This is a genomic window from Thioclava sp. F42-5 (assembly GCF_002213195.1).
Classification (GTDB): Bacteria; Pseudomonadota; Alphaproteobacteria; order Rhodobacterales; family Rhodobacteraceae; genus Thioclava; species Thioclava nitratireducens.
In genome coordinates, this window is record NZ_NBNZ01000004.1 from 216,933 (window position 1) to 241,631 (window position 24,699).

At 63.2% G+C, this 24,699-nt stretch carries 28 protein-coding genes; 19 read left to right on the top strand and 9 right to left on the bottom strand.

All coding sequences use genetic code 11. The annotated features are described in order from the left end of the window. Positions 1-64: 64 nt before the first annotated feature. On the bottom strand, positions 65-1,078 hold the full coding sequence (locus B6V74_RS12640) for an NAD-dependent epimerase/dehydratase family protein (RefSeq protein ID WP_088722962.1): 1,014 nt from the start codon (positions 1,076-1,078) through the stop codon (positions 65-67). A gap of 258 nt (positions 1,079-1,336) precedes the next feature. Here B6V74_RS12640 and rplO point away from each other — a divergent pair, with 258 nt between their 5' ends. From rplO to B6V74_RS12730, 18 genes are all read left to right on the top strand, one after another. Continuing rightward, positions 1,337-1,804, top strand: a complete 468-nt coding sequence (gene rplO, locus B6V74_RS12645; protein WP_075775944.1) for a 50S ribosomal protein L15 — start codon at positions 1,337-1,339, stop codon at positions 1,802-1,804. Between the two features lie 103 nt (positions 1,805-1,907). Then, a complete protein-coding gene (gene secY, locus B6V74_RS12650) occupies positions 1,908-3,278 on the top strand; it encodes a preprotein translocase subunit SecY (protein WP_075775945.1) in 1,371 nt (456 codons plus the stop codon). A 30-nt stretch (positions 3,279-3,308) separates the two neighbouring features. Then, entirely contained in the window at positions 3,309-3,959 is a 651-nt protein-coding gene (locus B6V74_RS12655) for an adenylate kinase (RefSeq protein WP_075775946.1), read from the top strand. A gap of 185 nt (positions 3,960-4,144) precedes the next feature. Beyond that, complete coding sequence (rpsM, locus tag B6V74_RS12660; RefSeq protein ID WP_075775947.1) at positions 4,145-4,513, top strand: 30S ribosomal protein S13; 369 nt, start codon at positions 4,145-4,147, stop codon at positions 4,511-4,513. 15 nt (positions 4,514-4,528) lie between these two features. Continuing rightward, positions 4,529-4,918: a 30S ribosomal protein S11 gene (gene rpsK / locus B6V74_RS12665; protein ID WP_038076914.1), complete on the top strand. Its 390-nt coding sequence runs from the start codon at positions 4,529-4,531 to the stop codon at positions 4,916-4,918. 120 nt (positions 4,919-5,038) lie between these two features. Continuing rightward, positions 5,039-6,055, top strand: coding sequence for a DNA-directed RNA polymerase subunit alpha (locus tag B6V74_RS12670; protein WP_075775948.1), 1,017 nt, complete (start codon positions 5,039-5,041; stop codon positions 6,053-6,055). Between the two features lie 140 nt (positions 6,056-6,195). Continuing rightward, entirely contained in the window at positions 6,196-6,615 is a 420-nt protein-coding gene (rplQ, locus tag B6V74_RS12675; RefSeq protein ID WP_075776021.1) for a 50S ribosomal protein L17, read from the top strand. Positions 6,616-6,860: 245 nt separating this feature from the next. Further along, on the top strand, positions 6,861-7,472 hold the full coding sequence (locus B6V74_RS12680; protein ID WP_075775949.1) for an autoinducer binding domain-containing protein: 612 nt from the start codon (positions 6,861-6,863) through the stop codon (positions 7,470-7,472). Between the two features lie 52 nt (positions 7,473-7,524). Continuing rightward, positions 7,525-8,115 (top strand): acyl-homoserine-lactone synthase, encoded by a 591-nt coding sequence (locus B6V74_RS12685; protein WP_075775950.1) that lies wholly within the window; start codon positions 7,525-7,527, stop codon positions 8,113-8,115. 87 nt (positions 8,116-8,202) lie between these two features. Continuing rightward, positions 8,203-9,519, top strand: coding sequence for a replication-associated recombination protein A (locus B6V74_RS12690; RefSeq protein ID WP_075775951.1), 1,317 nt, complete (start codon positions 8,203-8,205; stop codon positions 9,517-9,519). A gap of 44 nt (positions 9,520-9,563) precedes the next feature. Next, positions 9,564-9,941, top strand: a complete 378-nt coding sequence (gene crcB, locus B6V74_RS12695) for a fluoride efflux transporter CrcB (protein WP_075775952.1) — start codon at positions 9,564-9,566, stop codon at positions 9,939-9,941. Then, entirely contained in the window at positions 9,938-10,978 is a 1,041-nt protein-coding gene (locus B6V74_RS12700) for an RluA family pseudouridine synthase (RefSeq protein WP_088722963.1), read from the top strand. The genes crcB and B6V74_RS12700 overlap by 4 nt, the downstream gene beginning before the upstream one ends. Continuing rightward, entirely contained in the window at positions 10,975-11,640 is a 666-nt protein-coding gene (locus tag B6V74_RS12705) for an HAD-IA family hydrolase (protein ID WP_088722964.1), read from the top strand. Before B6V74_RS12700 ends, B6V74_RS12705 begins: the two co-directional genes overlap by 4 nt. Next, a complete protein-coding gene (locus B6V74_RS12710; RefSeq protein ID WP_088722965.1) occupies positions 11,637-12,347 on the top strand; it encodes an ATP12 family protein in 711 nt (236 codons plus the stop codon). The genes B6V74_RS12705 and B6V74_RS12710 overlap by 4 nt, the downstream gene beginning before the upstream one ends. A 218-nt stretch (positions 12,348-12,565) precedes the next feature. Next, positions 12,566-13,582, top strand: coding sequence for an amino acid ABC transporter substrate-binding protein (locus B6V74_RS12715; protein ID WP_075775956.1), 1,017 nt, complete (start codon positions 12,566-12,568; stop codon positions 13,580-13,582). A gap of 137 nt (positions 13,583-13,719) precedes the next feature. Then, entirely contained in the window at positions 13,720-14,982 is a 1,263-nt protein-coding gene (locus tag B6V74_RS12720) for an ABC transporter permease subunit (protein WP_088722966.1), read from the top strand. Position 14,983: 1 nt separating this feature from the next. Next, positions 14,984-16,303 carry an amino acid ABC transporter permease gene (locus B6V74_RS12725; RefSeq protein ID WP_075775958.1) on the top strand — a complete coding sequence of 440 codons (1,320 nt, stop codon included), beginning with the start codon at positions 14,984-14,986 and terminating at the stop codon, positions 16,301-16,303. 16 nt (positions 16,304-16,319) lie between these two features. Then, positions 16,320-17,111 (top strand): amino acid ABC transporter ATP-binding protein, encoded by a 792-nt coding sequence (locus B6V74_RS12730; RefSeq protein ID WP_075775959.1) that lies wholly within the window; start codon positions 16,320-16,322, stop codon positions 17,109-17,111. Positions 17,112-17,242: 131 nt separating this feature from the next. Here the strand turns inward: B6V74_RS12730 and B6V74_RS12735 are convergent, their stop codons facing one another. The 4 genes from B6V74_RS12735 to argB all read right to left on the bottom strand — a co-directional run bounded on the left by B6V74_RS12735 (position 17,243) and on the right by argB (position 20,369). Next, positions 17,243-18,226: a malate dehydrogenase gene (locus tag B6V74_RS12735; protein ID WP_075775960.1), complete on the bottom strand. Its 984-nt coding sequence runs from the start codon at positions 18,224-18,226 to the stop codon at positions 17,243-17,245. Between the two features lie 106 nt (positions 18,227-18,332). Further along, the gene (locus tag B6V74_RS12740) at positions 18,333-18,851 is read right to left on the bottom strand and encodes a histidine phosphatase family protein (RefSeq protein ID WP_075775961.1); all 519 of its coding nucleotides are present in this window, start codon (positions 18,849-18,851) and stop codon (positions 18,333-18,335) included. Continuing rightward, positions 18,848-19,498 carry a ferredoxin gene (locus B6V74_RS12745; RefSeq protein ID WP_233243099.1) on the bottom strand — a complete coding sequence of 217 codons (651 nt, stop codon included), beginning with the start codon at positions 19,496-19,498 and terminating at the stop codon, positions 18,848-18,850. Before B6V74_RS12745 ends, B6V74_RS12740 begins: the two co-directional genes overlap by 4 nt. After that, the gene (gene argB / locus B6V74_RS12750; protein WP_075775963.1) at positions 19,491-20,369 is read right to left on the bottom strand and encodes an acetylglutamate kinase; all 879 of its coding nucleotides are present in this window, start codon (positions 20,367-20,369) and stop codon (positions 19,491-19,493) included. The genes B6V74_RS12745 and argB overlap by 8 nt, the downstream gene beginning before the upstream one ends. A gap of 149 nt (positions 20,370-20,518) precedes the next feature. Here argB and B6V74_RS12755 point away from each other — a divergent pair, with 149 nt between their 5' ends. Continuing rightward, complete coding sequence (locus B6V74_RS12755) at positions 20,519-21,250, top strand: SDR family oxidoreductase (protein WP_075775964.1); 732 nt, start codon at positions 20,519-20,521, stop codon at positions 21,248-21,250. A gap of 6 nt (positions 21,251-21,256) precedes the next feature. Here B6V74_RS12755 and plsY read toward each other — a convergent pair whose 3' ends face one another. Genes plsY through B6V74_RS12775 form a run of 4 tightly spaced genes read right to left on the bottom strand, consistent with a single transcriptional unit; the run spans position 21,257 to position 24,619 of the window. Beyond that, complete coding sequence (gene plsY, locus B6V74_RS12760) at positions 21,257-21,865, bottom strand: glycerol-3-phosphate 1-O-acyltransferase PlsY (RefSeq protein WP_075775965.1); 609 nt, start codon at positions 21,863-21,865, stop codon at positions 21,257-21,259. A 19-nt stretch (positions 21,866-21,884) separates the two neighbouring features. Continuing rightward, the gene (gene pyrC, locus B6V74_RS12765) at positions 21,885-23,165 is read right to left on the bottom strand and encodes a dihydroorotase (protein WP_075775966.1); all 1,281 of its coding nucleotides are present in this window, start codon (positions 23,163-23,165) and stop codon (positions 21,885-21,887) included. A 10-nt stretch (positions 23,166-23,175) separates the two neighbouring features. Further along, positions 23,176-23,661 (bottom strand): hypothetical protein, encoded by a 486-nt coding sequence (locus B6V74_RS12770; RefSeq protein WP_077701094.1) that lies wholly within the window; start codon positions 23,659-23,661, stop codon positions 23,176-23,178. After that, the gene (locus tag B6V74_RS12775) at positions 23,654-24,619 is read right to left on the bottom strand and encodes an aspartate carbamoyltransferase catalytic subunit (RefSeq protein WP_075775967.1); all 966 of its coding nucleotides are present in this window, start codon (positions 24,617-24,619) and stop codon (positions 23,654-23,656) included. The genes B6V74_RS12770 and B6V74_RS12775 overlap by 8 nt, the downstream gene beginning before the upstream one ends. Positions 24,620-24,699: the final 80 nt, after the last annotated feature.

The window sequence follows — 24,699 nt, forward strand, 5'->3', positions numbered from 1 at the left end:
AAATAGGCGTGTAGCGCGCCCCGTGACTTAGGCGATTGCTGCGCTGCGGCAAGGGGCGGCCCGGTTATTTCCCGTAATAGTCGCGGAACCACGCCACGAATTTCGCGATCCCCTCGCGGACATTCGTCTGCGGCCGGTATCCGGTAAGGCTTTGCAGAAGCGAGGCATCGGCCCATGTCGCGGGCACGTCGCCTTTCTGCATCTCCATGTAATTGCGCTTTGCGGGGCGGCCCAGCTCGGTCTCCAGCGCATCGACGAAATCCAGAAGCTTCACCTTGTCGGAATTGCCGATATTGACGATCCGGTAGGGGGCCACGGGCGAAAGGCTGTCGCCCTCGGCGATCTCGTCGCGCGAGGCGGGGCGCTCGGGGACTGCATCGATCAACAGGCGGATGCCGCGCACGAGGTCTTCGACATAGGTGAAGTCGCGATACATCTCGCCATGGTTATAGATGTCGATCGGGCGGTCGTTCAGGATCGCATCGGTGAACTTGAACAGCGCCATATCGGGACGGCCCCACGGCCCGTAGACCGTGAAGAAGCGGAACATGGTCGTCGGCAGGTTCCACAGATGAGCATAGGAATGGCCCATCGACTCGGTCGCCTTCTTCGTCGCCGCATAGATCGTCAGCTGCGTGTCTGCCTTGTCGGTCTCGGCATAGGGCATGTCCTCGTTCGCGCCGTAGACCGACGAGGTCGAGGCCATCAGCAGGTGCTTAACCTCGTGGCGGCGCGCGGCCTCCATCACGTTGAAGGTGCCCACGATATTCGCCTCGATATAGGCGCGGGGCTGTTCGAGGCTGTAGCGCACGCCGGCTTGAGCTGCGAGATGGACGATGATCTCGGGTTTGAACTCATCCGCCATCGCGTCGAAGGTCTCGAGGTCTTCGAGCATCCCCTCGGTCGCGGAGAAATTCGGATTCTGCAGCAGCATCGCGTGACGGCGCTGTTTGAGGGCGACATCATAATAGTCGGTCATCCCGTCATAGCCATGCACCCGGTAACCTTCGTCGAGCAGCAGCTTCGCCAGATGGTAACCGATGAAGCCGGCGGTGCCGGTGATCAGGATGCGCGTCATGAATGTCCCCCGCAAATACTGCATCTGCAGTAGCGAGAGGGGGGTGGGAAGGTCAAGCGAGGCGGAGAAAATGTCCCCGGGCAGAGGAGGGGGAACGGCAGCCCAAGCCACCGCCCAAAGCGCGAACGCGGGAGTTGCGTGCGCGGGGCAAACGCACTATACGCCCCCGGTGGCCCGACGGCCGCATCAGAATCAACGCAAAAAGCCGTGTCCCTTCCGCACTCGCTTCGGGAAGGTGTTCCGGCAAGGAGAAGCGATATGAAACTCAATGAACTGCGCGACAACGAAGGCGCGGCCCAGAAGAAAAAGCGCGTCGCCCGCGGTCCCGGCTCGGGCAAGGGCAAGATGGCTGGCCGTGGTATCAAAGGTCAGAAGTCGCGTTCGGGTGTGGCCCTGAACGGTTACGAAGGCGGCCAGATGCCGCTCTATCGTCGTCTTCCGAAGCGTGGCTTCACCAAGCCGAACGCGAAGAAGTTCAACGTCGTGAACCTCGGCCAGATCGAGAAATTCATCGAAGCCGGCAAGCTCGACGCGAAATCGGACATCACCGAAGACGCTCTGGTCGCGGCCGGTGTCGTGCGCCGCAAGCTCGATGGCGTGCGTGTTCTCGCCAAGGGCGATATCAAGTCGAAAGTGGCTCTGAAGGTCACCGGCGCTTCGAAATCGGCCATCGAGGCTGTCGAGAAGGCTGGCGGCTCGGTCACGGTGGCGCAGGCCGCTGAATAAGCTGTTGTGAGCGGGCCCCGGCCCGATTACATAGGCGAAGGTTTTCTAGGCGCCGCCGACCGGGAACCGGTTGGGCGGCGCTTTACATGAAAGAGACGAGCATATGGCATCTGCTGCAGAGCAAATGGCGGCGAACCTCAGCTGGGACGCCCTGGGCAAAGCCACCGAGCTGCGCCAGCGCATCTTCTTCACCATTGGTTTGCTGATCATCTACCGCCTTGGCACCTATATTCCGGTTCCGGGCATCGACGCGCAGGCACTGCGCGAATTCATGCAAAGCGCGGGCTCCGGCCTTGGCGGCGTGTTGTCGATGTTCACGGGCGGCGCGCTCGGTCGGATGGGTGTCTTCGCACTCGGCATCATGCCCTATATCTCGGCCTCGATCATCATCCAGCTTCTGACCGCTCTGGTGCCCGCACTCGAGCAGATGAAGAAGGAAGGCGAGCAAGGCCGCAAAAAGATCAACCAGATCACGCGCTATGCGACCGTGGCCCTGGCGACCTTCCAGGCATGGGGGCTGGCCGTCTCGCTCGAGAAGGGCGATCTGGCACACGATCCGGGCCTGTTCTTCGTCGCAGCCGTGGTCATCACGCTCGTCGGCGGCACGATGTTCCTGATGTGGCTGGGTGAGCAGATCACCGCACGCGGCATCGGCAACGGCATCTCGCTCATCATCTTCGTCGGTATCGTCGCGGAAATCCCGGCGGCTCTGGCCCGCTTCCTCGAGCAGGGGCGCGCCGGTGCAATCTCCACTCCGGTGATCCTCGGGGTGATCCTGATGATCGCGATCGTGATCACCTTCGTCGTCTTCATGGAACGCGCGCTGCGCAAGATCCATATCCAGTATCCGCGCCGCCAGGTGGGGATGAAGGTCTATGACGGCGGCTCCAGCCACCTGCCGATCAAGGTGAACCCGGCGGGCGTCATCCCGGCGATCTTCGCCTCGTCGCTCCTGCTGCTGCCGACCACCATCGCGACCTTCTCGGGCCAGAACACCGGTCCCGTGATGTCGACGATCCTCGCCTATTTCGGCCCGGGTCAGCCGCTGTATCTGCTGTTCTACGTCGCGATGATCGTGTTCTTCGCCTATTTCTACACCGCGAACGTGTCGTTCAAATCGGACGAGGTCGCGGATAACCTGAAAAATCAGGGCGGCTTCGTGCCCGGCATCCGTCCCGGCAAGAAGACCGAGGAATATCTCGACTACGTTGTCAGCCGCGTTCTGGTGATCGGCTCTGCCTATCTCGCTGCGGTCTGCCTTCTGCCCGAGATCCTGCGTTCGCAGCTGTCCATCCCGTTCTACTTCGGCGGCACCTCGGTTCTGATCGTGGTCACCGTTTCGATGGACACCATCAACCAAATTCAGTCGCATCTTCTGGCCCACCAATACGAGGGTCTGATCGAGCGTTCGCAGCTTCGCGGCCGTTCGGGCAAGAAGAAGAAGGGGCCGCGCAAGCCGCCCGCGCGCCGCTAAGTCCGCCAAGCGTTTTCAGGGGGAGCCGACATGGCAAATATCATTCTTCTCGGCCCGCCTGGCGCGGGCAAGGGCACCCAGGCCCGCCGTCTCGTCGAAGAGCGCGGCATGGTCCAGCTCTCGACCGGCGACATGCTGCGAGAGGCGAAGGACTCGGGCACCGAGATGGGCAATGTCGTCGCCGAAGTGATGGCCAAGGGCCAGCTGGTGACCGACGAGATCGTCATCGGTCTGATCGAGGAAAAGCTCGCCGCTGGTGGCGAAGGCTTCATTTTCGACGGCTTCCCGCGGACGCTGGGCCAGGCCGATGCCCTGGGCAAGCTGCTCGCCAAGATGGGCACCAAGCTCGACGCGGTGATTGAGATGCAGGTCGATGACGAGGCGCTTGTCGCCCGCATCACCGGCCGCTCGACCTGCGGTGGTTGCGGCGAGGTCTATCATGATCAGACCAAGCCCTGGCCCGCGGATGGCAAATGCGAGAAGTGCGGCGGCACCGACGTGAAGCGTCGTGCGGATGACAACGAAGAAAGCCTGCGCACCCGGTTGATGGAGTATTACAAGAAGACCTCTCCACTGATCGGCTATTACTACCACGCGGGCGATCTGTTCACGATCGACGGGCTGGCCGAAATCGAGACCGTAGCGACCTCGATCGCGCGGATTCTCGACCAGCAAGGGTAATCGTAAAAGAAGCCTTGACCCGGAGGGCGTTTACCTCTAGGTCACGGCGTCTCCGATGAGAATCGTTTCCGAAAAGGGAGAGATTCCCTCGGGGATTAATCGTGGGGTCCGAAGCGCCAGTTTCGGGCCTCGTGTTGTGAAAAAAGGGCCTGGGGTTACGGGCTCGCAACGAAAGGATACACGCTTTGGCTCGTATTGCTGGCGTCAACATTCCGACCGGGAAACGCGTCCCGATCGCACTTACCTACATCACCGGGATCGGTCCCCATTCGGCTAAGCAGATCTGCGAAGCCACGGGTATCGACGTGACCCGTCGCGTCAACGAGCTTTCGGATTCCGAAGTGCTCGCGATCCGCGAACATATCGACGCCAACTACACCGTCGAGGGCGACCTGCGCCGTGAAGTTCAGATGAACGTCAAGCGCCTGATGGATCTCGGCTGCTACCGTGGCCTGCGTCATCGTCGCAACCTGCCCGTGCGCGGTCAGCGCACCCATACGAATGCGCGCACGCGCAAAGGCCCGGCGAAACCCATCGCTGGCAAGAAGAAGTAAGGGGAGGCAGGACAAATGGCTCGTGATAAGGTTCGCGCTAAGCGCAAGGAACGCAAGAACATCGCCGCTGGCGTCGTTCATGTGAACTCCTCGTTCAACAACACCAAAATCCTGATCTCTGACGTGCAGGGCAACGCGATCTCGTGGTCGTCGGCTGGCACGATGGGCTTCAAGGGCTCGCGCAAGTCGACCCCCTACGCCGCTCAGATGGCTGCGGAAGATGCGGCCAAGAAGGCTCAGGAACACGGTCTGCGCACCGTGGACGTCGAAGTTCAGGGTCCGGGTTCGGGTCGTGAATCGGCGCTGCGCGCGCTGGCTGCGGTCGGTCTGACCGTCACCTCGATCCGTGACGTGACCCCGATCGCCCATAACGGCTGCCGCCCGCCGAAGCGTCGCCGCGTCTAATCTAGATTACGACGGTCGGGCCGTGCGGGATTCCCGTGCGGCCCGCCCGCATTTTTCGGTTTTATCCTCGGGCGTCCCCGACTTTGGGCATGGGTCTGGGACAGGTATGGAGGCAAACGCATGATCCACAAGAATTGGGCTGAACTCATCAAGCCGACGCAGCTTGAAATCAAGCCCGGCAACGACCCGCTGCGTCAGGCGACGATCGTCGCCGAACCGCTCGAGCGTGGCTTTGGCCTGACGCTCGGCAACGCGCTGCGCCGCGTACTGCTCTCGTCGCTTCAGGGCGCCGCGATCACCAGCGTCCAGATCGACAACGTGCTGCACGAGTTCTCGTCGGTCGCGGGCGTTCGTGAAGACGTGACCGATATCGTCCTGAACCTCAAGGGCGTGGCTCTGCGTATGGACGTTGAAGGTCCGAAGCGCCTCTCGATCTCGGCCAAGGGCCCGGGCGTCGTGACCGCTGGCGACATTACCGAGACCGCGGGCATCGAGGTCCTGAACAAGGATCACGTGATCTGCCACCTCGACGATGGCGCCGACCTGTTCATGGAATTGACCGTTAACACCGGCAAGGGCTACGTCGCCGCCGACAAGAACCGTCCCGAGGATGCGCCCATCGGCCTGATCCCCGTCGACGCGATCTATTCGCCGGTCAAGAAAGTCGCCTACGAAGTGCAGCCGACCCGTGAAGGTCAGGTTCTGGACTATGACAAGCTGACCATGAAGGTCGAGACCGACGGTTCGCTGTCGGCCGAGGACGCGGTGGCCTTCGCTGCCCGCATCCTGCAGGACCAGCTTTCGATCTTCGTCAACTTCGAAGAGCCGGAATCGGCTGGCAAGCAGGACCAGGACGACGGTCTCGAGTTCAACCCGCTTCTGCTGAAGAAAGTGGACGAGCTGGAACTGTCCGTGCGTTCGGCGAACTGCCTGAAGAACGACAACATCGTCTATATCGGCGACCTGATCCAGAAAACCGAAGCCGAGATGCTCCGCACCCCGAACTTCGGCCGCAAGTCGCTGAACGAGATCAAGGAAGTGCTCTCGGGCATGGGGCTGCATCTCGGGATGGAAGTCGAAGATTGGCCGCCGGAGAACATCGAAGATCTGGCCAAGCGTTTCGAAGACCAGTTCTGATTGACGAATTGAGGGGCGTTGGCTAAACGCCCCTCCAATGCCCGGACTGCCGGGGACTATCTGGGTCACAAGACCCCAAGGTGAGTCGGTGACACGCATCGCCGGCCTGACAAAGCAAAACGCAAGATTGGAGAATGACAATGCGTCACGCACGTGGCTACCGCCGCCTCAACCGTACCCATGAGCACCGCAAGGCGCTCTTCGCCAACATGGCTGGCTCGCTGATCGAGCACGAGCAGATCAAGACGACCCTGCCGAAGGCGAAAGAACTGCGCCCGGTCATCGAGAAGCTGGTCACGCTCGCCAAGCGCGGCGATCTGCACGCTCGCCGTCAGGCGGCCTCGCAGCTCAAGCAGGACCAGTATGTCGCGAAGCTGTTCGACATCCTCGGCCCGCGCTACAAGGAGCGTCAGGGCGGCTACGTTCGCATTTTGAAAGCCGGTTTCCGTTACGGCGACATGGCGCCGATGGCGATCATCGAATTCGTCGACCGCGATCTGGACGCCAAAGGTGCTGCAGATAAAGCACGCGTCGAAGCCGAAGAGGCTGCAGAGGATTGATCCTCGCAGATGATTTCCCTTCGAAATCAACGAGTACTGGGAAATCCCGCCTTTTGGGCGGGATTTTCTTATTTCCGCCTGCATTTTCACGCAATTCTCGCGCAAAAGGTTATTGCGCAGGTGTGAAGCTTTCGCGAGTGTAAACGCGAGGGCGAGTGGGGACGTAAAGCCACTGTCGGAGCGAACTCCGCAGGGCGCGAACACTTTTAAGTTGACCGGGTTAATTCCAAACTGTCTAAAAAGATATGTCGATACAGAGCAGAATCGATTTGAAACTCCGTGACTTGGATCGTTTAGCTCCAGGTGGTTATTTTGTTGGACTGCATATTCGTTTTACGGCGCCGCTGATGACGTTCCAGACTTACGACAAGGCTTGGCTCGATCATTACACCGCAAACGGCTATGTGCTCCGCGACCCAATGACTGCTTGGGGGTTTAGCGAGACCGGCGCAATCCGGTGGAGCGACCCGCGGCTACCCGATCCTTTCCGTCTCTTCGATGAGGCCAAGAAATACGGTCTTATCTACGGGGCGACAGTCTCATGCGGCCCGATCCGGTCCCGTACTATCGCAAGCATGGCGCGCGATGATCGGGAATTCGACCTTACCGAGATCGAGACCTTCGAGCTTATCGTGCGTGAAATGCACGATATGACTCAACCGCCTGAGGAACTCACGCGAGCTCAGATCGAAGCCCTGCGCTGTGTTGCTGGGGGTGACCGACACGCGGCGGCGGCCGCGAAACTTGGAATTTCGGAAAGCGCGCTCAAGGCGCGGCTGAATTCTGCGCGCGCAAGACTGATGGCTCGGACGACCGCCGAAGCTATTCAGCGCGCAAAGGATTTCCGCCTGTTATAGTGTTGTTGACCCTCCGCACGGCTGTACTGTGTTAAACCTGCAGGAGGAAGACATGCAGACCACTACGCTTTCGTTCACCAATTTCCATAATCATGGTGAGCTATTCGCAAACATGCTGCGCGCACGTCGCGAGCTCTTCATCGTCCAGAACAAATGGGACCTCCCTGAAGCGATGGGCATGGAATATGATCAGTATGACACCCCGGCGAGCCGCTGGGTGGTGGTCCATGACGAACTGGGCAAGGTGCTGGCAGGCAACCGTCTCACGCCCACGACGGCAACCTGCGGGATCTACAGCTACATGATCCGCGACGCGCAGCGTGGGCTACTCGCGACGATCCCGTCCGATCTTCTCTATGACGAAGCTCCGGTCAGCGAGACCGTGTGGGAAAGCTCGCGTCTCTTCGTGTCGCATGACGTTCCGATGGCGCTGCGCCGCAAGGTCCATGCGCGTCTCGTGCAGGAAATTGGCAATTCCGCCCGGCAACTCGGCGCAAGCTCCGCCCTTACCCTTCTGAACGCGAATTGGCCGCGTTGGGCGGGTCGGGTTGGAGTGGACATGACGGCGATGGGTCCGGTCATGGAGATCGACGGGATCAAGAACCAGGTCGTGTCGATGGACTTTTCACAGAACCTTCATTGAAAGCGTGGGGGAGATCAGAGCTCCCGTGCGACCCCACACGCACGGGGGCTTTTCGTGAGCCGAGCTAATCACTAGGTTCACGCCATCATGGCCGACCTATTCGACACGCCCCCCGATCCCTCCGCGCCTGCGCCCGAAGCGCCGCGCCCGCTCGCCGATCGCATCCGCCCCAAAACGCTGGGTGAGGTGATCGGTCAGGAGCAGGTGCTTGGCCCCGATGGGCCGCTGGGTGCGATGCTGGCCGCGGGCTCGCTTGGCTCGCTGATCCTTTGGGGGCCGCCCGGCGTCGGCAAGACGACCATCGCGCGACTGCTGGCCGATGCCTCCGACCGCGCCTTCGTACAGATTTCCGCGATCTTCACCGGCGTGCCGGAACTGCGCAAAGTCTTCGAAGCTGCCAAGCTTCGGCGCGGGCAGGGCAGGGGCACGCTCCTCTTCGTCGACGAGATTCACCGTTTCAACAAGGCGCAGCAGGACAGCTTCCTGCCGCATATGGAAGACGGCACGATCATGCTGGTGGGGGCCACCACCGAGAATCCGAGCTTCGAGCTGAACGCCGCTGTGCTGAGCCGGGCGCAGGTCATGGTGCTCGAGCGGCTCGACCTCGCCGATCTGGAACGCCTAGCGCAGCGCGCCGAGAAGGCGCTCGGCCGTCCCCTGCCGCTGACCGGCAAGGCGCGCGAAGCGCTGCTGGAGATGGCAGATGGCGACGGGCGCGCGCTTCTGAACCTGATCGAGCAGGTCGCGGCGTGGAGAGTGACCGGCAATCTCGACACGGACGCGCTCTCGACCCGACTGATGCGCCGCGCGGCGAAATACGACAAATCGGGCGACGAGCATTACAACCTGATCTCGGCGCTCCATAAATCCGTGCGCGGATCGGACCCGGATGCCGCGCTCTATTGGTTCGCGCGGATGCTGGAGGGCGGCGAGGATCCGCGCTACCTCGCGCGGCGCTTCGTGCGCATGGCGGTGGAGGATATCGGGCTCGCCGATCCGCAGGCCCAGACGCATGCGCTGCACGCGTGGGAAATCTACGAGCGCATCGGCTCGCCCGAGGGGGAGCTGGCGCTGGCGCAGACGGTGATCTATCTCGCACTCGCGCCAAAATCCAACGCGGGCTACGTCGCCTACAAGGGCGCGCGGGCGCAGGCGCAGAAGACCGGCTCGGAGCCGCCGCCGAAGCATATTCTGAACGCCCCGACCAAGCTGATGTCGGAACAGGGCTACGGTGCGGGCTACGCCTATGACCACGACGCCGAGGATGGCTTCTCGGGGCAGAACTACTTCCCCGACACGATGAAGCGCCCGGTCCTCTACCAGCCGGTCGAGCGTGGCTTCGAGCGCGAGTTGAAAAAGCGGGTCGACTGGTTTGCCAAGCTGCGCGAACAGCGCAAATCTTGACATTCAGGCCCGTGACCGCTCTTACGGCGCCAAAGGAGACAGCGATGCTTTCTACGATCTTGCAGGTCGCGCTTGGCGGCGCGATGGGCGCATCTGGGCGGTACCTCGTGGGCGTCGGGATGATGCGCAGCTTCGGCCCGCAGCCCTTCCCGCTGGGCGTGATCACGGTGAACATCCTCGGCTCGTTCCTGATGGGCGCGCTCGTGGTATTCCTTGGTGACAAGCAGCTGACCCATTGGAACGCCTTCCTAGCGACCGGCTTCCTCGGGGGCTTTACGACCTTCTCCTCCTTCTCGCTCGAAGCCTATCGCTTGATCGAGAAGGGCGACGTCACATTGGCAGTCAGCTATATCGGACTGTCGGTCGGCGCGGGGCTTCTAGGCCTCGTCGCGGGCATTCTACTTATGAGGGCCATGCTATGAGCGGCGTCCAGCATATCACCGTCACCGAGGAAGAGGGCGAACAGCGCCTCGACCGGTTCCTGAAAAAGCGGTTTCCGCATCTGTCCCAAGGCATGATCGAGAAGTTTTGCCGCAAGGGCGACCTGCGCGTGGACAAGGGCCGGGTAAAGGCCAATTCGCGCGTCGCGCCGGGGCAGGAAATCCGCGTGCCGCCGATCCCCCATTCCGCGCCCGCGCCGAAGACCGAGGGCATCTCGGAGGCGGATGCGAAATTCATCCAGAGCTGCGTGCTGTGGAAGGATGAACACATCATCGCGCTCAACAAACCGCCGGGGCTGCCCTCGCAGGGCGGCTCGGGGCAGGGCAACCGTCATGTCGACGGGCTGAGCGAGGCGCTGAAATTCGGCTACAAGGACAAGCCGAAGCTGGTGCATCGCTTGGACAAGGACACCTCCGGCGTTCTGCTGCTCGCGCGCACCGACCGCGTCGCGCGCCGCCTGTCAGAGGCGTTCCGCGGTAAGACCACCCGCAAGATCTATTGGGCGGCCGTCGCAGGCGCACCCGAACCGAAGACCGGAACGATCCGCTTCGGCCTCGTGAAGGCGCCGGGTCATGGCCGAGGTGGCGAGGGCGAGAAGATGATCTGCGTGCATCCCGCGAAGGTCGACAAGACCGAGGGCGCCAAGCGCGCGACTACCGATTATTTCACGCTGCACATCCTCGGGCAGCGGGTCAGCTGGGTCGCGCTGGTGCCGATCACCGGGCGCACCCACCAGCTGCGCGCACATATGGCCGAGATCGGCAACCCGATCATCGGTGACGGCAAATACGGCGGCTCGGGTCAGGAGAATCTCGGCGATGGCTGGGGCGCGCAGCTGGGAGGAGAAATCTCCCGCAAGCTGCATTTGCATGCGCGCCAGATCAGCTTCGATCATCCGATCAGCGGCAAGCGGATCACCCTGACCGCGCCGCTGCCCGAACATATGAAACGGACATGGGACCTGCTGGACTGGCACGAGAAAGACGTGCCCGCCGACCCGTTCGAGGATCTAGCATGAAACTTGCGATCTTCGACGTCGACGGCACGATCTCGGACAGCCAGAATCATATCACCCACGCGATGACGCTCGGGTTCGAGGCGGCGGGCCTTCCCGCGCCGGCCGCGTCCGAAGTGCTCCAGATCGTGGGCCTGTCGCTGCCGCTCGCGGTGGCACGGCTCGCGCCCGAGCACGATGCCGAGACGCAGGCGCGCATCGTCGAGGGCTACAAGCAAAGTTACATGACCACGCGCGCCGCCTCTCCCGCACCGCTCTATCCCGGGGCGGAGGCGCTCCTGCGCAAGCTCGCCGCGCGCGATGACATGCTGCTGGCGGTCGCCACCGGGAAATCCCGCCGCGGGTTGCGCGCGCTGATCGAGCATCACGGGCTGGAAGGGCTGTTCGTCAGCCTGCAGACGGCGGACGATCACCCCTCCAAGCCGCACCCGTCGATGATCGGCGCGGCGCTGAGCGAGACCGGCGTGGACGCACGTGACGCGGTGATGATCGGCGATACTAGCTTCGACATGGCGATGGGCCGCAGCGCGGGCGTCGCGACGATCGGCGTGCGCTGGGGCTACCACGCGCCGCACCTGCTCGAAGCGGCGGGCGCGCATCAGATGGTCGATGATTTCGACTCGCTGGAAACGACACTTCTGGACCTGTGGGAGATGAGCGCATGAGCGAATGGGCGGCGAAACGGTTCTGGAAAGAAACCACCGTCACCGAGCGTCCGGAAGGGTTCGGCGTGGCGCTTGACGGGCGTGCGGTGAAGACGCCGGCGAAAGCCGCGCTGACCGTGCCGACCCGTGCCTATGCCGAGGCGATCGCCGCCGAATGGGACGCGCAAGAGGGCGCGATCCAGCCCCACAAGATGCCGGTCACCCGTTCGGCCAACGCCGCGATCGACAAGGTCGCGCGCCAGCATTCCGAGGTGGTCGCCCATGTCTGCGAATTCGGCGGCACCGATCTTCTGTGCTACCGCGCCGAGGCGCCGGCGGAGCTGGTCGATCTTCAGGCAGAGAAATGGGATCCGTTGTTGGAGTGGGCCGCGCAGACCTATGGCGCAGCGCTCAAGGTCACGACGGGTATCCTGCCGGTCGATCAGCCTGCGGACCATCTGGCACGGCTGGAAGCGGAAGTCGCAGCCCTCGATCCGTTCGCGCTCGCGGCGCTCCACGATCTCGTGGGCATCACCGGCTCGCTCGTTCTGGGGCTGGCGGTAGCCCGCGGTCGGCTCTCGGCGGAAGAGGCGTGGGCGCTCTCGCGGCTCGACGAGGATTGGCAGATCGCGCAATGGGGGGAGGACGAAGAGGCGGCCGAGATCGCCGCACACAAGCGCGAGGCGCTGTGTGACGCGGCTCGAATCTGGTCGCTCGCCGAAAGGTGACCGCCCGGGATTCTTACGCCGCTTACGGACCTGCCAAAAGCATCATCACTTGCCGATGATTTGCGCAGCTACCCTCACGAAATCCGGAAACTAGCCTTGACCTTCTTTGATCGGATGGACCAAACTTTCGTTACTCCGTGTCATGGGACACGATCGACCAGGTCCGTGAGGGACCAAGAACCGCTCTGTCAGAGCGGCGACAACAGGAAGAGGTAAAAATGAAGAAATCCGTCTTTTTCGGCGCGCTGACGGCTGCGACGCTGACTGCCGGTCTGGCTGGCGCGGCCACGCTCGATGACGTGAAATCGCGCGGAGAGCTGATCTGCGGCGTGAACACCGGTCTCGTCGGCTTCGCCGCGCCGGATGCCAACGGTAACTGGTCCGGCTTCGACGTCGCGGTCTGCCAGGCCGTCGCCGCCGCCGTGCTGGGCGACCCCTCGAAGGTTAAGTATGTTCCCACCTCGGGCCAGACGCGCTTCACCGCGCTCGGTTCGGGCGAAGTGGACCTGCTGGCACGTAACACCACCTGGACCTTCTCGCGCGACACCGATCTCAAGCTCCAGTTCACCGCGACCAACTACTACGACGGTCAGGGCTTCATGGTGCGCAAGGACTCGGGCGTGACCTCGGCCAAGGAACTCGACGGCGCGTCGATCTGTATCCAGACCGGCACCACGACCGAGCTGAACCTTGCCGACTACTTCAAGGCCAACAACATGTCCTATCAGCCGATCACGGTTGATTCGAATGCCGAAGGCGAACAACAGTTCCTCGCTGGCGCTTGTGACGCCTACACCACCGACGCGTCCGGCCTCGCTGCCACCCGCGCCGCTTTCGCGAACCCGTCGGATTACGTGATCCTGCCGGAAATCATCTCGAAAGAGCCGCTGGCTCCCGCCGTCCGTCAGGGCGACGATCAGTGGACCGACATCGTCCGCTGGACCGTCTTCGCGCTGATCGCGGCCGAAGAATACGGCGTGACCTCGGCCAATATCGACGAGCTGGCCAAGGGCACCGACAACCCGGAAGTCAACCGCCTGCTCGGCACCGAGGGTGACCTCGGCGCGATGATCGGCCTCGACAAGACCTGGGCCGTCAACGCCATCAAGGCCAACGGCAACTACGGCGAGATCTTCGCAGCGACCATCGGCGAGCAGACCCCGATCGGTCTGGCCCGTGGCCTGAACGCACAATGGACCCAGGGCGGTCTGATGTACGCTCCTCCTTTCCGCTAAGGAGGGCCCGGCAGGGGCGCGGTTCAATCCGCGCCCCTGATCCGTTTTCAAGAGACCGTGCGTAGGGGAGACATCCCCGCAAGGGCCCGTAAGAATGGCCTGACAAAAACAGCGACGCGGCAACAGGGGAAATAAGAATGACAAGCGCGCCCGACGCGCCGGAGCAGGGCTTCCGGCTCAGCCAGCTTATCTATGACACGCGTTATCGCTCCCTGACGATCCAGGTGGTCGTCTTCATCCTCGTGATGGGCGGCGCGGCATGGCTGGTGGACAATGTGATCCAGAACCTCAACGACCTCGGGAAGGATTTCAATTTCTCCTTCCTCGGGCAGAGGGCCGGTTACGATATCGGCAACGCGACTATTCCGTATAACAACGACATGAGCCACGGCCGCGCGCTGCTGGTCGGTCTGATCAACACGCTCTGGGTGTCCTTCCTGGGCTGCGTCGCCGCGACGATCATCGGGATCTTCGTGGGCGTGCTGCGCCTGTCGAAGAACTGGCTCGTGGCGCGGCTGATGACTGTCTATGTCGAGGTCTTCCGCAACATTCCGGTGCTGCTCTGGATCCTCGTGGCGATCGCGCTGCTCACCGATGTGGCCCCGTCGCCCAACGCCTACAAGGTGAACCAGCAGACCGGCGAGGCGCAGGCGTCGATGATCCTCGACTCCGTCGCCTTCACCAACCGCTATACCGCGATCCCCGCGGTGCATTTCGACCGCTCGCTTGGATCGCTCGACACGGCGCTCGCGCCGATCTCGCTCGACTTCCTCGCGCTCGTGATCGTGCTGATCGCCTCGATCTGGGTGAACAAGCGGCTTATGACCCATGCCGCCAAAGTACAGGAGGCGACCGGGAAGAGGCCGACCACGTGGTGGAAGAGCATCCTCATCATTCTCGGGCCGGTGCTGATCCTCGCAATCGCGCTCGGCATCAATCCCGAAGAGCCGCAGATCAAAGGCTTCAACTTTACCGGCGGCACGAACGTGTCGAACTCCTTCGTGGCGCTCTGGCTGGGCCTGTCGCTCTATACGGCGGCCTTCATCGCCGAGATCGTTCGCGCCGGTATTCTCGCCATCTCGAAAGGCCAGACCGAGGCCGCCTTTGCGCTGGGTCTGCGGGCCAATCGCACGATGAGCCTCGTGATCCTGCCGCAGGCGCTGCGGGTCATCATCCCGCCGCTGATCTCGCAATATCTGAACCTGACGAAGAACTCCTCGCTCGCGATCGCCGTGGGCTACCTGGAACTGCGCGGCACGTTGGGCGGCATCACCCTGAACCAGACCGGGCGCGAACTCGAGGCGATCACGCTGATGATGCTGATCTACCTCGCGATCTCGCTGACGATCTCGGGCGTGATGAACGTCTACAACAATCGCGTGAAGCTGAAGGAGCGGTGAGATGAGCGATACCGAAGCCCATTCCGTCGCCTATGTCCGCGACTCGATGCTGCCGCAGCAGCCAGCCCCCGCGGGGCAGTCCGGCGCGGTCCAATGGCTGCGCGAGAACCTGTTCTCGGGCTGGCTGAATACGCTGCTGACCCTTGTGGGCGTGGCGGTGATCTACACGCTGGTGATGCATTTCCTGCCGTGGTTCCTGCATGGCGTCTGGGACGCCAACTCGATCAAGGAGTGCCGCACGATCATCACCGACCGTTACGGCGAAGGCGCGACCGGCGCCTGCTGGGCGGTGATCCGCGAGCGGTGGCACCAGTTCATCTTCGGCTTCTACCCGCCGGAGCTCTACTGGCGTCCGATTCTCGCCTTCCTGCTGCTCTTCGTGGCGGTCGGCCCGCTTCTCTTCACTTGGGTGCCGCGTGCGCTGGCGTGGTTCACGCCGGTCTACCCGTTCCTCGCCGTCTGGCTGCTCTGGGGCGGCACCGGCTGGGCCCCGGTCATGGTGTTCGCGGGTTTCTTGCTGGGCGGGGCGATCTTGATGCTGCTCGCATCGCGCATCGGCTCCATCGCGGCCTTCTCGGTCGGTGCTTTCGTGACGATCCTCTATTTCCTCTTCGTGGTTGGCCCGCTGATCGGCGGTCTGCAGGCGATCCTCCCCTGGGGAATCGAGCCGGTGGAATCCGCCAAGTTCGGGGGCTTCCTGCTGGCGATCACGCTGGGCGTGGGCGGCATCATGATGTCGCTGCCGCTGGGGATCATCCTTGCACTCGGGCGTCAGTCGGACATGCCGCTGGTCAAGGCCTTCTCGGTGATCTTCATCGAGTTCATCCGCGGCGTGCCGCTGATCACGCTGCTGTTCGTAGCCTCGCTGCTGCTGAACTACTTCCTGCCGCCGGGCACGAATTTCGACATCATCCTGCGGGTGATGATCCTCGTGACCTTCTTCGCCGCGGCCTATATCGCCGAGGTGATCCGCGGCGGTCTCGCGGCGCTTCCGCGGGGCCAGTACGAAGCGGCGGATGCGCTGGGGCTCGACTACTGGAAGGCGCAGCGGCTGATCATCCTGCCGCAGGCGCTGAAGATCTCGATCCCGGGCATCGTCTCGACCTTCATCGGCATGTTCAAGGATACGACGCTGGTCGTGTTCGTGGGTCTCTTCGACCCGCTCAAGGGCATCCCGGACTTCATCCGCGCCGACTTCAACTGGAAAGGCATCTACTGGGAGCCCTTCATCTTCGTCGGCGCCATCTTCTTTATCCTGAACTTCGCAATGTCGCGCTACTCGATGTCTCTCGAGCGTCGACTGCAGCGTGATAACCATTAATCGGGGACTAGACACAATGACCGAACCGCATTTCGAACGTCAGGTCGACCGCAGCCACATGCAGGTCTCCGACGAGGTTGCGATCCAGATCGAGAACATGAACAAGTGGTATGGCCAGTTTCACGTCCTGCGCGACATCGATCTGACCGTGCAGCGCGGCGAGCGCATCGTCATCGCCGGGCCCTCCGGCTCGGGGAAATCGACGCTGATCCGCTGCATCAACCGGCTCGAGGAACACCAGCAGGGCAAGATCATCGTCGACGGAATCGAGTTGACCAACGACCTGAAGAACATCGACAAGATCCGCCGGGAAGTCGGCATGGTGTTCCAGCACTTCAACCTGTTCCCGCATCTCACGATCCTCGAGAACCTGACGCTGGCCCCGATCTGGGTGCGCAAGACGCCCAAGAAGGAAGCCGAAGCGACGGCGATGCATTACCTCGAGAAGGTGAAAATCCCCGAGCAGGCCGACAAGTATCCTGGCCAGCTCTCGGGCGGCCAGCAGCAGCGTGTGGCGATCGCGCGTTCGCTGTGCATGAAGCCGCGCATCATGCTCTTCGACGAACCGACCTCGGCACTCGATCCGGAGATGATCAAGGAAGTGCTCGATACGATGATCGAGCTGGCCGAAGAGGGGATGACCATGCTCTGCGTGACCCACGAGATGGGCTTCGCGCAGGCGGTGGCGAACCGGGTGATCTTCATGGCCGACGGTCAGATCGTCGAGCAGAACAACCCGCATGACTTCTTCAACAACCCGAAATCCGAGCGGACCCAGCAGTTCCTGAGCCAGATCCTCGGGCACTGAGCCAAGGCTGCGGGCAGAGGCTGGGGGTTTCATACCCCCAGACCCCCATGGGATATTTCCGCCAAGGCGAAGAATTAAAAGAGGGGCGGCGCGAATAATCGTGCCGCCCCTGTTCTATATTCGGGTCTGATTTAAAGCAGGTCGGAAACCGCTTCGCGCTCTTCTTCCAGTTCGCCGACGGTGCGTGCCATCATCTCTTTCTGGAAGTCGTTGAACTCGAGCCCTTCGACGCGCTCGTAATGGCCATCCTTGCAGATCACCGGCAGACCGACCATCAGCCCCTCGGGGATGCCGTAGAGGCCGGTCGACGGCACGGCCATCGACACCCATTTGCCATCGGTGCCGTGGATCCAGTCATGCATGTGATCGATCGCGGCATTCGCGGCGGAGGCGGCCGAGGAGGCGCCGCGCGCTTCAATGATCGCCGCGCCACGGGTGGCGACCTGCGGGATCAGCGTTTCGCGATACCAGGTCTCGTCGCCGATAATCTCGGAGAGCTTGCGGCCCTTCGCTTCGGCTTCGGTCCAATCGGCGAACATGGTGGGCGAGTGGTTGCCCCAGACCACGAAGCGCTCGATGTCGTCGACATGCAGATCGGCTTTCGACGCGAACTGGGTCAGCGCGCGGTTATGGTCGAGCCGGATCATCGCCGTGATGTTCTCGGTGGGGAAGTTCGGCGCGTTGGCCGCGAGGATCATCGCGTTGGTGTTGGCCGGATTGCCGACGACCACGCATTTCGCGTCGCGCTTGGCAGCCTTGTCGAGCGCTTCACCCTGCACGCGGAAGATCTCGGCATTGGCCGACAGCAGGTCGCGGCGCTCCATGCCTTTGGTGCGGGGGCGCGAGCCCACGAAGAACGCCGCATCGATATCGGTGAAGGCGGTCACCGGGTCATCGGTCACGACTGTCCCTGCGAGCAGCGGGAAAGCGCAGTCTTCCAGTTCCATCACGACGCCGCGCACCGCGTCGAGCGCCTGCGGCAGGTCGAGAAGCTGCAAGATCACCGGTTGATCGGGACCGTAGACATCCCCCTTGGCGATGCGAAACAGCAGCGCGTAGCAGATCTGACCGGCAGCCCCGGTGACGGCGATGCGTTTCGGCGTTTGAGCGGACATGGAAACCCTCCTGTGATGATTACGCCCGAGAGATAGGGCACCGGCGCGCGACTGGCCACAGAAAACCGTGTCCCGACGTCACGATCATGGGAGAGAAATGCCGCGATCAGCCGCGCCGGGTCGGCGTGAAGAAATCGAGCACCGATCCCTGTCCCGGCTGCACCTCGTCCCAGCTGTCGATCTGGAAATCGACGATCAGCGTGGCACAGGTGGGGAAACGGCGGAAATCGGGGTCGTGCAGGGCGCGCGCGGGCAGGCGATGGGCGAATTCCGCGATGCCGGGGTTGTGGCCCAGCATCATCACCGTCGGCGCGGAGGCGGTGCGCAGGACCTGCAGCATCATCTCGGGGGCGGCGTGGTAGAGGTCTTCGACATAGCTCACCTGCGGCCGCGTCTCGATCACCGCGCGTTCGACCCGGTCCCACGTCTCGCGGGTGCGGGTGGCCGAGGAGCAGAGCACCTCTTCCGGCTCCAACCCGCGCGAGGCGAGGAAATCGCCGAGTTCCAGCGCGGCGGCTCGGCCACGCCCATTCAGCGGGCGGTCACGATCCTCCATCGCCGGGTCATCCCAGCTGGATTTCGCATGACGGGTCAGGATCAGGCGGCGATAGCCGAGCGGGGTCATGGGTGAAACTGCCTCATATGCCATGCGGATTGCTGGGGCAGCCTGCCATAGCTTTCACCTGCCGGGCAAGCGCGTCTTGCAAGGCAGCCGAGATCGCGACAGGTCGCACCCTCGGGGCGGTCGAGATGCGCGTGACAGCTTGCCGTGTCGTAACCGTCCGCCGTGAGCGCGTCGACCGGGCAGGCGGTAGCGCAGGGCGCGGGGCAACCGAGGCAGGGATTGGCTGCGGCTGCGGGCAGCGGAAGCAAGCCGGGCAGGGCCAGCGCGCCCCGTACCGAGGCCCAGAGGCCCATATGCATATGGCACATCAGGTGGACCGGCGAGGCGAAGCTCTGTCCGCTTTTCAAGGCCCAGCTTACGAATGGCTGCCAGGGCGGACCGGTGAAGGGGAAAAGCGCGCGGGCTTCAAATTGCCGTGCGATGGCGCCGATCACCCGTGCCGACCAGCGATCCAGAGGATCGAGAACGTCCTCGGCGAATTCCGGCTGAGCGGTGACATGCGCCCAAAACCCCGGCTCGTCGGGGGAGATCAGCGCGATCGTCTCGCTGCCCTCATGCAGCAGCCCCGATACGAACAGCCGATGCGGGGCGAGCGCCTCCGCGAGCGGCTCGATCGCCGGAAAAGTCACCGGCGGCGTCTCACTCACCGCGCGGTTTCACGCGCGGCTCGGTCGAGCGGATCATCGAGCCCGCCCCATGTTCGGTGAAGAGTTCCAGCAGGCAGGCATTGGCAACGCGCCCGTCGACGATGACAACCGCGCGCACGCCCTCTTCGACCGCTTTCAGCGCGGTCTCGACCTTGGGGATCATGCCGCCCGCGATGGTGCCATCGGCGATCATCGCTGTGACGTCTTCCGGCGTCAGCTGCGTCACCACTTCGCCGGCCTTGTTCTTGACGCCCGCTACGTCGGTCAGCAGGAGCAGGCGATCGGCGCGCAGCGCGCCCGCGATGGCGCCAGCCGCAGTGTCGCCATTGACATTGAATGTCTCGTTATCGGCCATGCCGGTCGCGACCGGGGCGATCACCGGGATCATGCCCGCGTTGTAGAGGTCGCGGATCACCTGCACGTTCATCTCGACTGGACGACCGACGAAACCGAGTTCCGGGTCGTCCGCCTCGCAGACCATCAGGTCGTCGTCCTTGCCCGAGATACCGACCGCACGACCGCCCTGATCGTTGATCGCCTGCACGATGCGCTTGTTGACGAGGCCCGAGAGGATCATCTCGACCACCTCGACGGTCGCCTTGTCGGTGACGCGCTTGCCGCGGACCCACTGGCTCTCGATGCCGAGCTTGCCCAGCATCTCGTTGATCATCGGCCCGCCGCCATGCACCACGACCGGGAAGATGCCGACCTGGCGCATCAGCACGATATCGCGGGCGAAATCGGCCATCGCCTCTTCGTCGCCCATCGCGTTTCCGCCGAATTTCACCACGACCACGGCGCCGGAATAGCGTTGCAGGTAGGGCAGGGCTTCGGAGAGGGTGCGGGCGGTGGCAATCCAGTCACGATCCATGGTCTGCTTTCTCATCTGGCTGGTCCTCGGGCAGGGTGATCTCATCTTGCTAGACCGTTCGCGCCGGGTTTGGAAGGGTGCAATCGGGGCCGTTGCGCTCGGACCAAAACCGACTAGGGTCGGGAACGCGCTGACGGGGAGTTCGAGTGATGGACGATCGCAAAGTAATGCTGCTGACAGGGGCGAGCCGCGGGATCGGCCACGCCACGGTGAAACGTTTCGCAGCCGAGGGGTGGCGCGTGATTACCTGTTCGCGCCAACCGTTTCCCGAGCAATGCCCGTGGGGCGGCGGCCGCGAAGACCACATTCAGGTCGATCTCTCGAAGCCCGACGAGGTGATCGACGCGATCGCAGATATTCGCAGCCGGATCGACGGGCGGCTGCATGCGTTGGTGAACAATGCCGGGATTTCGCCCAAAGGGCCCGAGGGCGAGCGGCTCAATACGCTCGACACCGATCTGCGTACCTGGGGGCAGGTGTTCCACGTCAATTTCTTTGCCTCCATCGTGCTTGCGCGCGGGTTGGTCGAGGAACTGTCGGCGGCGCAGGGGGCTGTGGTCAACGTGACCTCCATCGCCGGGCTGCGGGTGCATCCTTTCGCGGGGGCGGCCTATTCCACGTCGAAGGCGGCACTGAAGGCGCTGACGCGCGAAATGGCGCATGATTTCGGGCCGCTCGGCGTGCGCGTGAACGCGATCGCGCCGGGCGAGATCGAAACCTCGATCCTCAGCCCCGGCACCGAGAAGATCGTCGAGAACCTGCCGTTGCGCAGGCTCGGCCAACCGTCGGAAGTGGCGGATGTGATCTGGTTCCTGTGCTCGGACGCGTCGAGCTACGTCACCGGCACCGAGATCGAGGTGAACGCGGGCCAGCACGTCTGAGGTGGCTCAGGTCTTCTTGCCGATCTTCGGCTCCGTGCCCATTGCAAGGCGTGCGATATTGGTGCGGTGGCGCCAGAAGATCAGCACCGACAGGCCCGCCGCCAGCATCATCAATTCGCGATAGCCGAGGAAATAGGCCAACGGTACCGTCGCCGCCGCCGAAACAAGTGCGGCGAGCGAAGAAATCCGCGTTACCACCGCGGTCACCAGCCAGACGGCGCAGGTCGCGAGACCCACAGGCCAGGCCAGCGCGATCATCGTGCCGAGGAAGGTCGCGACCCCTTTGCCGCCCTGAAAGCGCAACCAGACCGGGTAGATATGACCGATGAAGGCCGCAGCGCCCGCCACCTGTGCGGCGGTTTCTCCCAGCACATAGCGCGCGATGAGAACCGCGATCGCGCCTTTGCCGCTGTCGAGGAGCAGGGTCGCGAGCGCCGCGCTCTTGCTTCCGGTGCGCAGGACGTTCGTCGCGCCGATATTCCCGGAGCCGATCTTGCGCAGGTCGCCCAGTTTGAAAAGCTTGGTGATAACGAGCCCAAAGGGCACGGATCCGAGCAGGTAGCCCAGTGCAGCCACCAGCCCGAGCCATGCGGACCCGTTCTCAATTCCCGGCATGTGCCTGCCCTCGCCTCATTTATGAGTCGTTATTGTTGTTATAAACCTGCACCCCTGCGACGAATGTGGCAAGCGTTTTGCCTTCCATTCGAGCAGTATCGAAGGGGGTATTCTTCGATTTTGAGCGCAATTTAAACCTGTCGAGCACGAACGGCGCGTCCGGATCGAAGAGCACGAGGTCTGCCGGAGCTCCCTCGGAAAGCCGCCCCTGCGGCAGTCCGAGCCGCTTCGCCGGGTTCAGCGACATCGCCCGGAAGAGCTGCGGCAGGGTCAGCTGACCGGCATGATACAGGCGCATCGCAGCAGGCAGGATCGTCTCTAGCCCGACCGCGCCAGAGGCCGCTTCCTCGAAGGGCAGGCGCTTGGATTCCTCGTCGGCGGGCGTGTGGAGCGAGCAGATCACGTCGATCGTTCCGTCCGCCACCGCCTCGATCACCGCGAGCCGGTCTTCCTCGTCGCGCAGCGGCGGCGTCAGTTTGAAAAAGGTTCGGTAATCGCCCACGTCGAGCGCGTTCAGCGTCAGGTGGTGGATCGAGACCCCGGCGGTGACATCAAGCCCCGCCGCCTTCGCACGGCTCAGCGCGGGCAGGGCCTTCGCGGTGGTGATCTGGTCGGCGTGATAGGCGAGGCCCGTCATCTCCACCAGCGCCAGATCGCGGTCGAGCCCCATCCGCTCGGCCATCGGGGACACGCCGGGAAGACCGCGCAGTGAGGCGAATTTGCCCGAGGTGACAGCCGCTCCTTTCGACAGGACCGGTTCCTGCGGATGGCCGATCACCAGAGCCCCCAGGTGGGCCGCATAGGTGAAGGCGCGTTGCAGCACCTTGGTCTGATCCGAGACGCGCGTGACATCGGTGAAAGCCACCGCGCCGGCATCTTTCAGAAAGCCGATCTCGGTCATTTCCTGCCCGTCGCGGCCCTTGGTCAGCGCCGCCATATGGAGGATACGCACCGGCGCATCCGCTGCACGGCGGGTGACGAATTCCAGCGTCTCGGGATTGTCGATGGCGGGCTGCGTGTCGGGACGGGCGATGATGGTGGTCACGCCCCCGGCTGCGGCGGCCAGCGCCGCCGTGCGGAAGCTTTCCATGTGGCGCTCGCCCGGCTCACCGATCTTCACACCCAGATCGACGATCCCCGGCGCGAGGCATTTGCCGCGGCAATCGATCACCTCGGCATCGGCGGGCGCGGACATGTCGCCGATCGCCGCGATCCGGTCGCCGTCGATCACCACGTTTCCGGTAGTTTCGGTCAGTGCCTCGGGGTCGATCAGGCGGGCGTTTTCGAGGAAAAGGGTCATGCTTCGTGCCTCACTTCGCCACCAGTTTGCGCGCGGCCCGCGCGCTCTCGATTTCGCGCACCACCGGGCCTGCATCGGCGAGGTGGCGGATCAGATGCTTGTCGCCGCTTTTCGTCACGACCTGCACGTCGCCCATCAGCGAGCGCACCGCGTCAATCTGCAGCAGCATCACCTGTTTGCCCTGTGGTCCGATCAGGCGGCGGTCGGTCAATTGCCAGCGCCGCGCGAAGGCCTCCGAGCGGAAATAGAGCCCGCGGGCAGCCATGCCGACCACGATGGCGAAGCTCGCGATCACCACCTGATCGGGTTTGCCGAGCCAGAACAGCACCGCCGAGACCAGCACCGCACCGATCACCGCCAGAACCGCATGGTCGGTCCAGTAGCGTTTCTTGTCCGCCGTGAAGACGGCCAGAACTTTCTCGCCCTCTTCCAGCGGCAATTCGCTTTCGGGGCCGGGGCGGTAGTTGAGAACCTCGTCGCGCTTGATCTCAGACATAGGTACCCTCCGTCAAAGCGCGCCCGCGCTCTGCCCGCAGGTTGCGCGCCAAGAGGTCCATCACCGCCATGCGCACCGCCACGCCCATCTCGACCTGTTCCTGAATGACCGAGCGGTTGATGTCGTCGGCGATGGTGCCGTCGATCTCCACGCCGCGGTTCATCGGGCCCGGATGCATGACGATCGCGTCTTCCTTGGCATAGGCGAGCTTCTCGGCATCCAGCCCGTAGCGGTGGAAATATTCGCGCTCCGACGGGATGAAGCCGCCATCCATCCGCTCTTTCTGAAGCCGCAGCATCATCACCACATCGGCGTCGCGCAGGCCTTCGCGCATGTCGTGATAGACTTCGCAGCCGAATTCGCCCACGCCCGAGGGCATCAGCGTCGGCGGCGCCACGAGGCGTACGCGGTTCTCCATCTTGCCCAGCAGGATCAGGTTGGAGCGCGCCACCCGGCTATGAGCGACATCGCCGCAGATCGCGACCGTGAGGCGCTTGATCCGGCCCTTCTCGCGCCGGATCGTCAGCGCATCCAGAAGTGCCTGCGTGGGGTGTTCATGCTTGCCGTCGCCCGCATTGATCACCGCGCATTCGACCTTCTGCGCCAACAGATCGACCGCGCCGGACGAGCCGTGCCGCACCACCAGCAGATCGGGATGCATCGCGTTCAGCGTCAGTGCGGTGTCGATCAGGGTCTCGCCCTTCTTCACCGAAGAGGTCTGCATCGACATGTTCATCACGTCCGCTCCGAGCCGCTTGCCCGCAAGCTCGAAACTCGATTGGGTCCGCGTCGAATTCTCGAAGAACATGTTGATCGCGGTCATCCCGGCCAACGCGTCGGTCTTTTTCACCGTGCGACGGTTCAGATCCACATATTGTTCGGCGAGGTCGAGAACGGTGAGGATATCCTCGGGGCTCAGATGTTCGATCCCCAGCAGGTGCCTTGGGCGAAAAGCCATTGCGCGATGCTCCGGTTAGACTGCGACGCTTATGGCAAACGGGGGGGCGGGCGTCCAGCCGCTTTACCGTCGCAGCGCCC

Bases quoted from the DNA above. Each gene is read 5' to 3' on its own strand.
- B6V74_RS12640 (WP_088722962.1), bottom strand. From the start codon at position 1,078: ATGACGCGCATCCTGATCACCGGCACCGCCGGCTTCATCGGTTACCAT.
- rplO (WP_075775944.1), top strand. From the start codon at position 1,337: ATGAAACTCAATGAACTGCGCGACAACGAAGGCGCGGCCCAGAAGAAA.
- secY (WP_075775945.1), top strand. From the start codon at position 1,908: ATGGCATCTGCTGCAGAGCAAATGGCGGCGAACCTCAGCTGGGACGCC.
- B6V74_RS12655 (WP_075775946.1), top strand. From the start codon at position 3,309: ATGGCAAATATCATTCTTCTCGGCCCGCCTGGCGCGGGCAAGGGCACC.
- rpsK (WP_038076914.1), top strand. From the start codon at position 4,529: ATGGCTCGTGATAAGGTTCGCGCTAAGCGCAAGGAACGCAAGAACATC.
- B6V74_RS12670 (WP_075775948.1), top strand. From the start codon at position 5,039: ATGATCCACAAGAATTGGGCTGAACTCATCAAGCCGACGCAGCTTGAA.
- rplQ (WP_075776021.1), top strand. From the start codon at position 6,196: ATGCGTCACGCACGTGGCTACCGCCGCCTCAACCGTACCCATGAGCAC.
- B6V74_RS12680 (WP_075775949.1), top strand. From the start codon at position 6,861: ATGTCGATACAGAGCAGAATCGATTTGAAACTCCGTGACTTGGATCGT.
- B6V74_RS12685 (WP_075775950.1), top strand. From the start codon at position 7,525: ATGCAGACCACTACGCTTTCGTTCACCAATTTCCATAATCATGGTGAG.
- B6V74_RS12690 (WP_075775951.1), top strand. From the start codon at position 8,203: ATGGCCGACCTATTCGACACGCCCCCCGATCCCTCCGCGCCTGCGCCC.
- crcB (WP_075775952.1), top strand. From the start codon at position 9,564: ATGCTTTCTACGATCTTGCAGGTCGCGCTTGGCGGCGCGATGGGCGCA.
- B6V74_RS12700 (WP_088722963.1), top strand. From the start codon at position 9,938: ATGAGCGGCGTCCAGCATATCACCGTCACCGAGGAAGAGGGCGAACAG.
- B6V74_RS12705 (WP_088722964.1), top strand. From the start codon at position 10,975: ATGAAACTTGCGATCTTCGACGTCGACGGCACGATCTCGGACAGCCAG.
- B6V74_RS12710 (WP_088722965.1), top strand. From the start codon at position 11,637: ATGAGCGAATGGGCGGCGAAACGGTTCTGGAAAGAAACCACCGTCACC.
- B6V74_RS12715 (WP_075775956.1), top strand. From the start codon at position 12,566: ATGAAGAAATCCGTCTTTTTCGGCGCGCTGACGGCTGCGACGCTGACT.
- B6V74_RS12720 (WP_088722966.1), top strand. From the start codon at position 13,720: ATGACAAGCGCGCCCGACGCGCCGGAGCAGGGCTTCCGGCTCAGCCAG.
- B6V74_RS12725 (WP_075775958.1), top strand. From the start codon at position 14,984: ATGAGCGATACCGAAGCCCATTCCGTCGCCTATGTCCGCGACTCGATG.
- B6V74_RS12730 (WP_075775959.1), top strand. From the start codon at position 16,320: ATGACCGAACCGCATTTCGAACGTCAGGTCGACCGCAGCCACATGCAG.
- B6V74_RS12735 (WP_075775960.1), bottom strand. From the start codon at position 18,226: ATGTCCGCTCAAACGCCGAAACGCATCGCCGTCACCGGGGCTGCCGGT.
- B6V74_RS12740 (WP_075775961.1), bottom strand. From the start codon at position 18,851: ATGACCCCGCTCGGCTATCGCCGCCTGATCCTGACCCGTCATGCGAAA.
- argB (WP_075775963.1), bottom strand. From the start codon at position 20,369: ATGGATCGTGACTGGATTGCCACCGCCCGCACCCTCTCCGAAGCCCTG.
- B6V74_RS12755 (WP_075775964.1), top strand. From the start codon at position 20,519: ATGGACGATCGCAAAGTAATGCTGCTGACAGGGGCGAGCCGCGGGATC.
- plsY (WP_075775965.1), bottom strand. From the start codon at position 21,865: ATGCCGGGAATTGAGAACGGGTCCGCATGGCTCGGGCTGGTGGCTGCA.
- pyrC (WP_075775966.1), bottom strand. From the start codon at position 23,165: ATGACCCTTTTCCTCGAAAACGCCCGCCTGATCGACCCCGAGGCACTG.
- B6V74_RS12770 (WP_077701094.1), bottom strand. From the start codon at position 23,661: ATGTCTGAGATCAAGCGCGACGAGGTTCTCAACTACCGCCCCGGCCCC.
- B6V74_RS12775 (WP_075775967.1), bottom strand. From the start codon at position 24,619: ATGGCTTTTCGCCCAAGGCACCTGCTGGGGATCGAACATCTGAGCCCC.